Source organism: Pararhodobacter sp., assembly GCF_036802785.1.
GTDB lineage: Bacteria > Pseudomonadota > Alphaproteobacteria > Rhodobacterales > Rhodobacteraceae > Pararhodobacter.
This window is the reverse complement of the sequence record NZ_DAIRVN010000107.1, coordinates 1-10799: the sequence shown is the minus strand read 5'-3', so window position 1 is coordinate 10799 and position 10799 is coordinate 1. Positions and strand designations below refer to the sequence as shown.

General features: G+C 64.0%; 11 protein-coding genes. 4 read left to right on the top strand and 7 right to left on the bottom strand.

The genetic code is table 11. From position 1 onward, the window contains the following. The first annotated feature begins 17 nt into the window (after window positions 1-17). From mnmD to V7Q53_RS22240, 3 genes are read left to right on the top strand one after another with little or no spacing between them, the layout of a single operon-like run. Window positions 18-674, top strand: coding sequence for a tRNA (5-methylaminomethyl-2-thiouridine)(34)-methyltransferase MnmD (gene mnmD, locus V7Q53_RS22250; RefSeq protein WP_333831102.1), 657 nt, complete (start codon window positions 18-20; stop codon window positions 672-674). Next, a complete protein-coding gene (locus V7Q53_RS22245) occupies window positions 671-1555 on the top strand; it encodes a DMT family transporter (protein ID WP_333831100.1) in 885 nt (294 codons plus the stop codon). Before mnmD ends, V7Q53_RS22245 begins: the two co-directional genes overlap by 4 nt. Beyond that, complete coding sequence (locus tag V7Q53_RS22240) at window positions 1552-2007, top strand: low molecular weight protein-tyrosine-phosphatase (RefSeq protein ID WP_333831098.1); 456 nt, start codon at window positions 1552-1554, stop codon at window positions 2005-2007. Before V7Q53_RS22245 ends, V7Q53_RS22240 begins: the two co-directional genes overlap by 4 nt. 1 nt (window position 2008) lies before the next feature. Here the strand turns inward: V7Q53_RS22240 and V7Q53_RS22235 are convergent, their stop codons facing one another. After that, window positions 2009-2317, bottom strand: coding sequence for a hypothetical protein (locus tag V7Q53_RS22235; RefSeq protein WP_333831097.1), 309 nt, complete (start codon window positions 2315-2317; stop codon window positions 2009-2011). 224 nt (window positions 2318-2541) lie between these two features. On the opposite strand from V7Q53_RS22235, the gene V7Q53_RS22230 reads away from it, so the two are divergent. Then, window positions 2542-4143 carry a GMC family oxidoreductase gene (locus V7Q53_RS22230; RefSeq protein ID WP_333831095.1) on the top strand — a complete coding sequence of 534 codons (1602 nt, stop codon included), beginning with the start codon at window positions 2542-2544 and terminating at the stop codon, window positions 4141-4143. Between the two features lie 16 nt (window positions 4144-4159). On the opposite strand, the gene V7Q53_RS22225 is transcribed toward V7Q53_RS22230, so the two are convergent. From V7Q53_RS22225 to V7Q53_RS22200, 6 genes are all read right to left on the bottom strand, one after another. After that, window positions 4160-5260, bottom strand: coding sequence for a flagellar basal body P-ring protein FlgI (locus V7Q53_RS22225; RefSeq protein WP_333831093.1), 1101 nt, complete (start codon window positions 5258-5260; stop codon window positions 4160-4162). Then, the gene (locus V7Q53_RS22220; RefSeq protein WP_333831091.1) at window positions 5257-6192 is read right to left on the bottom strand and encodes a hypothetical protein; all 936 of its coding nucleotides are present in this window, start codon (window positions 6190-6192) and stop codon (window positions 5257-5259) included. Before V7Q53_RS22220 ends, V7Q53_RS22225 begins: the two co-directional genes overlap by 4 nt. Window positions 6193-6269: 77 nt before the next feature. After that, the gene (gene flgK / locus V7Q53_RS22215) at window positions 6270-7715 is read right to left on the bottom strand and encodes a flagellar hook-associated protein FlgK (protein ID WP_333831088.1); all 1446 of its coding nucleotides are present in this window, start codon (window positions 7713-7715) and stop codon (window positions 6270-6272) included. Between the two features lie 25 nt (window positions 7716-7740). Further along, window positions 7741-9039 carry a flagellar hook protein FlgE gene (locus V7Q53_RS22210; protein WP_333831086.1) on the bottom strand — a complete coding sequence of 433 codons (1299 nt, stop codon included), beginning with the start codon at window positions 9037-9039 and terminating at the stop codon, window positions 7741-7743. Window positions 9040-9131: 92 nt separating this feature from the next. Beyond that, on the bottom strand, window positions 9132-9929 hold the full coding sequence (locus tag V7Q53_RS22205) for a flagellar motor protein MotB (RefSeq protein ID WP_333831085.1): 798 nt from the start codon (window positions 9927-9929) through the stop codon (window positions 9132-9134). 75 nt (window positions 9930-10004) lie between these two features. Then, window positions 10005-10739, bottom strand: a complete 735-nt coding sequence (locus V7Q53_RS22200) for a metallophosphoesterase (RefSeq protein WP_333831083.1) — start codon at window positions 10737-10739, stop codon at window positions 10005-10007. Window positions 10740-10799: the final 60 nt, after the last annotated feature.

The window sequence follows — 10799 nt, the reverse complement described above, 5'->3', positions numbered from 1 at the left end:
CCCCCGGGACCGCCCCCATCACCTGGACCGAGAACGGAACGCCGGTCAGCGCGCGCTTCGACGACCCCTATTTCACCATCGGCGCAGGGCTGGATGAGACGCGGCATGTTTTTCTGGCCGGCAACGACCTGCCCGCGCGCTACCGCGACGGCTTTCATATCGCTGAGCTGGGCTTTGGCACCGGGCTGAACCTGCTGGCGGCGATGGAACTCTGGCAGGGGCCGGGTGTGCTGCACTTCACCTCGTTCGAGGCCTTCCCACTACCGTCTGAGGACATGGCGCGCGCGCTGGCCGCGTTTGGTCTGCCCGGCGCGACGGCGCTGGTGGCGGCCTGGGCGGCGTCAGGCGGGCCGCTGAGGGTGCTTGAGCTGCCCGGCCTGCGCGCCGAAATCCACATTGGCGACGCGCGTGATATACTGCCGTGCTGGCCCGGACAGGCCGACGCATGGTTCCTTGACGGCTTTTCCCCCGCCAAAAACCCCGAGCTGTGGAGTGAGGCACTGATGGCCGAGGTCGCGCGCCACACCGCGCCGGGCGGCACCTTTGCCACCTATACCGCCGCAGGTCATGTGCGCCGGGCGCTGGCGGAAGCGGGCTTCTCGGTCACCCGCCGCCCCGGCTATGGCCGCAAGAAACACATGAGCACCGGAATACTGGAAGAGGCGGCGGCATGACTGAGCAGAACACAAAGCTGGGCATCTGGCTGATGATCGCCACCACCTTTGTCTTTGCCATCCAGGACGGCATCTCGCGCCATCTGGCGGGGGAATACAATGTCTTCATGGTGATCATGATCCGCTACTGGTTCTTTGCGGCTTTCGTCATCACCATCGCCAGACGGCAGGCGGGCGGCGTGCGCGCGGCGACGCGCAGCAAGCGCCCCCTCACCCAGATGTTCCGCGGGCTTCTGCTGTCGGCTGAGGTCTGTGTGATGGTCGCGGGCTTCGTACTGCTGGGACTGGTGGAAAGCCACGCGGTGTTCGCGGTCTATCCGCTGCTCGTCGCCGCGCTTTCCGGCCCGGTGCTGGGCGAGAAAGTGGGCTGGCGGCGGTGGACGGCGATCGGCATCGGCTTTGTCGGCGTGCTGATCATCCTGCAGCCGGGCTTTGGCGTCTTTCATCCGGCCGCGCTGATCCCGCTGCTGGCCGCCTTCATGTTCGCGCTCTACGGGCTGCTGACACGCTACGTTTCCCGCGAGGACAATGCGGCAGTGAGCTTTTTCTGGACGGGCGTGGCCGGCGCGGTCTTCACCACGCTGATCGGCGTCTGGTTCTGGGAGCCGATGGCACCCGGCGACTGGGCGTGGATGGGCCTGTTGTGCCTGACCGCCGTGCTCAGCCACTGGCTGCTGATCCGCGCCTATGAGGTGGCCGAGGCCAGCGCCATCCAGCCCTTCGCCTATCTGCAACTGGTCTTTGTCAGTGTGATCGGTATCAGCGTTTTCGGCGAAACCCTGCGGCCCAATGTGGCATTCGGTGCCGTGATCGTTGTCTGCGCGGGGCTGTTCACATTGTGGCGCGCGAAGCAGAAATTGCAGGAAAAGGCGCGGAAATGAAGGTGCTGCTGCTGTGCCTTGGCAACATCTGCCGCTCACCCAGCGCGCATGGGGTGATGCGTGCCAAGGCGGCTGAAGCGGGGCTGGCGTTGGAGATCGACAGCGCGGGCACCGGCGACTGGCATGTGGGCAACCCCCCTGACCGCCGCAGCCTGAGTGCCGCGCGCAAACGCGGATATGACCTTGGTGATCTGCGCGCGCGGCAGCTGACACAGGCAGACTTCACCCGGTTTGACCTGATCCTGACGATGGATGCGCAAAACCTGCGCGACGCGCGCGATTTGGCGCCGCCCGGCGCCACGGCCCGTCTTGCCCGGTTCCTGGATTATGCGGGCATCGGCGGCGATGTGCCTGACCCGTATTTCACCGGCTCTTTCGATGCGGTGCTGGACCTGATCGAAGACGCCAGCACCTTGGCGCTGGCGCGTTTGTCACGCGGGGAACTGCCCTGAGTCAGCGCACACAGCTGCGTTCTGCCGCTTCACCAAAGGCGCGGTAGCGGGTCCAGAATGCATTGTCATCGCTGGTGCGCGACATGCGAACGGACTGCGCCTCATCCGGGTTGGCAAAGAAGCGCGCTGCGCGGCGCTGTTCGGTGCGCGTCAGCGTCTGGCTTGCAACCGCATCAATGCACCGGCACAGCGCGCGGTTGGCGCCCGGACGGTCCGAGCGGTTGCAGGCCGTCTCAACCGGGCCGGCGAATGCGGCGGCGGGGGCAAGCAGGGCCAGCGTCATGATCGCTGCGAATACGGGGGTTTTCATTACTGCCTCGGTCCTCAATCTGGGGGTTGTGCGGCCTTTGCGGCCATCTTGGATCTCGTGAAGAAATCAGTGCGATACATAACAAAATCGGCGTGATTCGACAACCGCTACCCCTTGCGTAACGTCATCGCGCCGCCGCTAGACCTGCGATACCCGCCATTGCAACGCTTCCGTGAAGTGCTAGTGTGCCAGCGGCCTTGAACGCGACGGCTGCGGGGGGAAGAATGGCAGACTGGGATTACATCATCGTGGGCGCAGGAACGGCCGGCTCGCTTCTGGCGAACCGGCTGAGCGCGAAGGCGCGCGTGCTGCTGCTGGAGGCCGGGGGGCGCGACAATTACCTCTGGATTCATGTGCCCATCGGCTATCTCTATTGCATCGACAACCCCCGCACCGACTGGCGCTTCCGCACCCGCGCCGAGCCGGGGCTGGAGGGGCGCAGCCTGCTCTATCCGCGCGGGAAGGTGCTGGGCGGCTGTTCCTCGATCAACGGCATGCTCTATCTGCGCGGTCAGGCCGCCGATTACGACCACTGGCGCCAGATGGGTAATACCGGCTGGGGCTGGGATGACGTTCTGCCCTATTTCCGCAAGCACGAAGATTACGCCGCCGGGCCCGCCGACCCTGAGATGCACGGCACGGGCGGCGAATGGCGGGTTGAGAACCAGCGCCTGCGCTGGGAAATTCTCGATGACTGGGCGCGTGCGGCACAGGCCTGCGGGATCCGCGCCAGCGCGGATTTCAACACGGGTGACAATGAGGGCGTAGGCTATTTCAAGGTCAACCAGCGTTCCGGCTGGCGCTGGAACGCGGCGCGCGCCTTCCTGAACCCTGCCCGGAAACGCGAGTCGCTGAAGATCGAAACCCACGCGCAGGCGCAGGGGCTGGTCTTTGACGGCGCGCGCTGCGTGGGCGTGCGCTATCTGCGTGGCGGCGTGGTTCACGAGGCCCGGACGCAGGGCGAGGTGATCCTGTGTTCGGGGGCGATCGGATCGGCGCAGCTTTTGCAGCTGGCGGGCATCGGCCCCGGGGCGTTCCTGCAGACCATGGGCATTGAGGCGCGCCACGACTGCGATGCAGGCGAAAACCTGCAGGACCATCTGCAACTGCGCCTCGCCTACAAGGTCGCCGGGGCAAAGACGCTGAACACCATGACGCAATCGCTTTGGGGCAAGGGCCGGATCGCGCTGGAATATGCCCTGCGCCGGACCGGGCCAATGTCGATGGCCCCCAGCCAGTTGGGGGCCTTTGCCCGCTCGGGCCCCGATGTGGACCGGGCAGATCTGGAGTATCATGTTCAGCCGCTCAGCCTGGATGCCTTCGGGCAGAATCTGCATGCTTTCCCGGCCATTACCGCCAGTGTCTGCCAGTTGCGCCCGCAGAGCCGCGGCCATGTACGGCTGACATCGCCCGACCCGATGGCGGCGCCCGAGATTGCGCCCAACTACCTTTCTGCCGAGGCCGACCGCCGCATCGCCGCGCGCGCCATCCGGCTTACCCGCCGGATCATGGACGCCGAGCCGCTTTCCCGCTACCACCCCGAGGAGTTCCGCCCGGGCCCTCATGCGCAGACCGATGACGAACTCGCCCTTGCCGCCGGGCAGATCGGCACGACGATCTTCCATCCGGTTGGTACGGCCCGCATGGGCACCGATCCGCGTTCTGTGGTCGGGCCGGATCTGCGGGTACGCGGCGTGGTGGGGCTGCGCGTTGCCGATGCCTCGGTCATGCCGTCGATCACCAGTGGCAATACCAATTCGCCCACCCTCATGATCGCAGAAAAGGCGGCTGACATGATCCTGCACAGCCACGCGACCGCCGGGTAACCGGCTGACGCCCCCGTCATCGCACCACCAGATCGGCATGCAGGGCGCCGGCCGCATTGATGGTGTTCAGGATATCGATCATGTCGCGCGGACCGACCCCCAGCGCATTCAGCCCGGCGATTACTTCGGCGAGGGTTGCCCCGCCCTGAACCTCGGCCAGCCCGACGCCGGGCAACTGCTCGATCTCGGCCAGCGTTCGCGGCACGATGACCACCTCGCCCGGGGTGAAGGGGTTGGGCTGAACCGCAACCGGCGTTTCTTCCACCCGTAAGGTCAGGCCCCCCTGCGCCACCGCCACCCGGCTGATGCGCACATCCTCACCCATCACGATCGTGCCAGAGCGCTGGTCAATCACCACGCGCGCCCGCGCCCCCGGTGAAACCACCAGATTTTCAATCTGACTCAGCGCATGTGCCGCCGTCGCCTGCCGGGTCGCCGCGATATCCAGCACCACAGTCCCCGCATCCTGCATGGCGGCAGCGCCACGACCGAAATGCGCGTTGATCACTTGCTCGATTCTGAGCGCGGTGGTGAAATCCGCCTGCCGCAACGCCAGCCTGATCCTGGACAACGAGGCAAGCTCGAACGCCACCTCCCGCTCCACGCGCGCACCACCCGGAATCGTTCCCGAGGTCGGAACCCCCTGAACCACCGCGGCCGCGTCACCGCGAGCGGCAACCCCGCCAGCGATCACCGCCCCCTGCGCAACGGCATAGATTTGCCCGTCGGCGCCATTGAGCGGAGTCATAACCAGCGTGCCACCAAACAGGCTTCCGGCATCGCCGATTGCAGAGATCGTCACATCCACCCGGGAGCCGGTGCGCGCGAAGGGCGGCAACGAGGCGGTAACCAGAACGGCGGCAACGTTTCGCGGGCGAAACTGCTCGCCGGTCACATTCACCCCAAGGCGCTCCAGGATATTGGCCATGATATCTTCGGTGAAGGGCGCATTTCGCAACCCGTCGCCGGTACCGTTCAGGCCGACGACAAGACCATAGCCAATCAGATCATTTCCACGGACGCCGTCGAACTCGACCAGATCTTTCAGCCTGATTCCGGCTGATGCCGCCTGTGCCAGGGTCACAGCCAGTATTGCAGCCAGAATCCGTGCGATCATCTCAGATACTCCAGCAGCGACAGGCGCGAAACCCGGGCCGTCACGGCATACAGAGCCTCCAGCCGATAGCGCGTCTCTTCCAGCAGGCTCGCGGATTCGAACTCATCGACGCCGACCAACCGGTGACGGGCGATGACCAGGGAATCCTTTTCATGCGACAGCCGCAGTGCCCGCTGCTCCAGCAATTCCTGACCAAATCCGATTTCTGCCCTGAGCGCTGTAACCGCCACGCCATTCGACTCGATCAGTTCCATGGTGGTATTGGCCAGCGCGCGGGTCTGTGTGCGATCCAGCGCAAGGCCCGGATCATCCAGAAGCGATCCGAGCGCGGCGGCCATCAGATGGCGGCGAAGCGCGGGATGCGCGGCATCCGGCAAGGTGGGGCCGGTTTCAGAATCGTCGATTGCGCCCCCGGGCGAGGTCCCTGAGCCCTGAAAGACAAGGCTTTCAAAGGTGCCGCCCGGATCAAAGAAAAAGCTCTCCAGTGCATCGGTGATGTCCTGCGCCGAGGTCAGCCCGGCAACCGCCGCACTGACCTCCGAGAGAATATCCACGGCGGGCAGAAGCGGCCCGCGGTCGACGGCGGCACCGGCAAACAAGGTCCGCCCCGCCACGCTCGTTGACAGAACCGAGACCATGTCGGTCAGAGTCACACGCGCTGATGCGCCGACGGAGGCATAGCTCTGATCACCCGAATCGGCGAAGACTGCTGTCAGGACCTGATTGGACAGAACAGAGCCCAGCGCCGCCACCCGCCCGAGCGCTGTTTGAGCAGTCTCAAGCATGGTTTCGTTCTGGCCGATGATCAGATCATAGGTGGCAATGCGTGCCAGCCGCGATTCGATCACCGAAAGTTCGCCCAGATCACCGCGCAGGTGGCGTTGCGGGGCCTGAACCTTGCCTGTGGCCATTTCGACGCTGTACTGTGCCATGGCCGTACGAAGACTAACGCCGTTGCGCTGCATCTGATACGGAAGCGAAAGACTCCCAAGCGAAACCCAGGACATGATCAGATCTCCAGAAGCTGGCGCATCAGCTCGTCGGCGATCTGAAGCACGCGTGCATTGGCCGCATAGGCCTTTTCAACTAGCATCAGGCGCTGCATTTCGGAATCGACGTCAACACCCATGAGCAATGACTGATACGTCAGCTCGCTGTGATAGGCCTTGGCATAGCCCGCGCGGTCTTCTGCGGCCTGTCGCGCCTGGCTGATGCCTGAAATCGTCTGCCCCACATTATCGGCAAAGTTGCGTGATGCGCTGCCGGGCGCCCCGGGCAGCGGGCGCTGCAGTGCCTCAACCCAGCGCTGGATCTGCTGTGCATCGCCAACCGGCCCGGGTGCCGCCGCGCCGAGCCCCTCGCGCAGCTTCCAAAGATCGCCGCCCGCCCCGGGCTGCACGGCGGCATTGACAGCAATGCGCCCCGCCAATCCAACGGTCTGCGCGGGGTCCAGGGGAAGTCCAAGATCAGTAAACAGGCCCGGCTGGCCCGGCATCATGGACGGGTCGGTCGCCGGATCCTCGAACCTGCTGATGAGGCTTTCCGCGATCTGATCAAGCGCCGACTGCGCGGCGGGGGCATCGACATCGCGGATGGCAAAATTCGCCGTCAGCCTCCCACCGGCCAGCGGCCCGGTTGACGTCGTGGAAATCGGATAGCCGTTCACGCTCAGCCCCGAGAGCATACCGCCACTGAGCGACATGGACGCATCCATCCCGGGGCTGGGCGTGAACGAGAAAACCGCAGGCTGGGTATCCAGCAGCAGATGCCCCCCTTCGCTGTAGAGTGCAATGCGCCCATCCGGATGCTGAAACTCACGGATCGGCACAATCTCGGAGAGCGAACTGATCAGCTGCTGGCGCTCATCCATCAGGCCGTGCGGCTGGTGGCCGGTCGCTTGCAGCCTGATGATGTCCTTGTTGAGCTTCGCAATCCTTTCGAGCCCCTGATTCAGAGTCTCGACATCTTGCGCAATCATCGCGTCGGCGTTCTGCCGCAGCCCCTGCACCTGATTTTCAAGCTGGTTGAGATGGCGCACCAGATCATTGGCCGCATCGACGACAGAGGACAGCCGGTGATCAAGATCAGGCCGGGCGGCCGCCGATATCAGCGCGGTTTCCAGCGTGGCAACCTTGCCGGTCAGACCATGCGGATCGCCCGGAAGACCGATGGCCTGTTCGATCCGGCTCCAGAACTCGAACCGGGCGCCAGTTCCGGCGGCGGCACCGCCGGACTGGCGCATCAGCGCTTCGAGAATGGGATCCGTCCGCCGTTCGACACCGGCGATACGGACACCGCTGCCAACGCCGCCCAGAACAGAGGAGCTCAGCATCAACTGCCGGGGTGCGAAGCCCTCGGTCATGGAATTTGCGACATTGGCCGAGATGACATCGATCGCCCGCGTCTGTGCCGCAAGGCCCGACATGGCCGCCGATATGGCGCTGTTGAGGCTCATCATTCACTCCTTTTCGGGTGCCGGGTCAGCGTTTGATGTTGGTGGTTTCCTGCAGCATTTCATCGACGGTCTGGATGACCTTGGCGTTCGACGAATAGGCACGCTGCGTCTGGATCATATTGGTGAGTTCGTTGGCGATATCGGTCGCTGATTCCTCACGCGAGAAGCCGAGAAGATCACCCGTCGGCCCGTCACCGGCATCCCACAGGAACATCGGTCCGCTGGCCTCAGAGACCCGGTAGGTCTGATAATCGAGCGACATCAGCCCATTCGGATTGGGAACATCGACCAGCGGAATCTGCGCGATCGCGCGGACAAGGCCGGAATCGTAGATGCCGCGCAGCATGCCGTCCGGGTCCACCTGGACACTGAGCAGCGACTGCACCGGCGAGCCGTTCTTGATGATCGAAACAGGCGTGAAGCTGGACGCCATCTGCGTGAGGCCATCGCTCGCGTTAAGGCGGCCGATATCGAGGCTGATTGTCTGGCTGCCCATCGTCACCGCCAGTTCACCCGTCACGGGATCATAGGGCGCGCCCGTGGCCGGAGCCGGCTGGGTGATCGACATCATGCGCCCGGCGTTGGGCGGCGTATCGTCGAACTGCATGATGTATTCCCCGACCACCGCGCCGCTGGCCGAATCGGTGATGGTGACCGTCCATTCATTGGACGTGCCGGTTGCCGGGATTACTGGCGTGAAGCGCATGTTCAGCGATTCAGCCGAGCCGAGCGCATCGAAATACTCCAGCGTCACATCATGCGAATCACCGCTCGCCCCTGTGCGCGTGGCCGTGGCCGGAAGGTTGAGACGTAGGTTGATCTGGGTTGTCGGGTCGGAGTTGAACTGCGTGCGGTTGATCTGCACGGGCTGCAGCCCACCCGGCGTGTCGCGCGAATAGGTGGCGACCGAGCCATCGGGGTTCGCAGGCCAACCCAGCAGCACAAGCCCGTGCTCATTACGCAGGATACCCTGGGCATCCGGCCGGAAAGAGCCGGTCCTGGCCAGCATAAGCGGCGTGTTGCCCTGACCATTGGTAGTTACCGGCAGGAACCCGCGCCCGCCAACCGCAAGATCAGTGGGGTTGGCGCTGGAACTGATCGCGCCACGTTCGTCAATAAGGCGCATGGTGGAGCTGCGCACGCCGCCCGCCATATAGGCGCCCGCGCCGCCCGCAGACAGGATCATGGCCTGGAAAGAGGCATTCTGCCGCTTGTAACCCGCCGTCGCCGAATTGGCGATGTTATCGGAGATCACCGAAAGACGGGTCGAATTGGCGTTGAGCCCGGAGATTCCCGCGTTGAAAGAGGAGTAGAGGGTGGACATTGACAAACCTTTCTAGCCTGTGCCGGTTACGTTCGACACTGCATGAACGGTGTTAATGCCCCCCTAACGCCAATCGCGTTTTTTGCCCTCTCTCAGTTTCCCCGGCGCAGCAAAATCAGCTCCAGCCGGTTGTTGCGCACTGACATGGGGTTGCGCATTACTCTCCGGCGGTCGGCATGCCCCGTGACGCGCGCCACCCTCATCGGATCAAGCGCCTGATTATCCAGCAGGATCCGCATCCGTTCTGCCCGGCTGAGCGACAACGACCAGCGCGGATCGTTCAACTGCACCATGGTATAGGTGCGGGTATGCCCCTCGATGGCGAGGGGGTTCTGCGTCATGCGGAACACCTCCACCAGGATCGAGGACAAAACAGCAAGTACCGGAAGCGGCTCCGCGGTTTCACCGTCAAAGAGGGGGGCATCGGGCAGATCGAACAGCTCGATCACCAGCCCCTCGTCGGTCACCCGCGTCAGAACATGACGCAGCGCTTCATTCATGACAGCGCTTTCGGCGCCCAGCCCTTCCAGCCGCTCCTGAATAGCCTCGAAGGAATCAGCCTCGGACCGGTCATCCGATGATTCCGTCGTATTGCCCTGATTTGTCTCAGGCCCCAGATCATCGGCGGAATGAATGTCATTCCCGCCGAACATCCCGCTCCCACCGGAAGAACTGCGGTTGATCGGAATGGAGGGCGTGAAATAATCCGCCAACCCCCGACGTTGCGATTCTGTCGTTGCGCCCAAAAGCCACATCATCAGAAAGAATGCCATCATGGCCGTGACAAAGTCGGCATATGCCACTTTCCACGCACCACCATGGTGACCGCTCGCGGCCACAATCTTCTTTCTTTTGATGATGATTGGCGCGGCTTGATTTTGCCGGCTCATCCCACCACCTGTTTCACTTCACCCATATTCAGGAATAGCAAACAGGTATGAAGCGCCCGTTAACAGGTGCCCGGCTCAGGGCAGCAGCGGGCTGCGCCCCTCCGGGCCAAGGGTAAAAACCTGCGCGCCCTCGACCACTACCGCCGTCAGCGGCCCGCCATAGGCCGCGCGGGTGTCGATATTGACACGGTTGCCGTAATGCTGCGCCGCATCAATCGCCGTATGGCCATGCACCACCAACCAAGGGTGCGGGGCGGTATGCTCATGAAAAGGCGCCCGAATCCACAGCAGATCGGTTTCTGTCTGATCCTCCAGCGCAACGCCGGGCCGGATACCGGCATGCACAAACAGCGCCGCACCACGCTGGTAGCAGTTGGGCAGACCGCTCAGAAAGGCACGGTGCGCGGCGGGCACACGTTCGACAGCTTCGGCATGAACCGGGGCCAGCGGGCGGTCGGCGGCATTCGCCACGCCATAGGAAACCAGCGTGGCCCCGCCGCCGATCGCCGGATGCAGATAGCTGTAGACCGAGCGCAGGCCCGGGTCCTGCGCCTGCGGATCGTCCAGAAAGGTTGTAAACATCCGGTCGTGGTTGCCCTTGAGCACCACCCAGTTCTGCCCCTCAGCCTGCCCGCGCATCAGATGCTCGATCACCCCGGCCGAATCAGGCCCCCGATCGACCAGATCGCCCAGATGCACCACCGGCGCCCCGGTATCGCCAACCCGCTCGCGGTCATCCATGATCAGGGCATGGGCCCGCTTCAGCAGGTCCAGATGCCCGTGAATGTCGCCGATGGCATAACTGCGCATGTCATTCCCGCTTCATCTTGCCAGAAATACGCTGGGGGGTGAATTGGCGAAGCCAAGAGG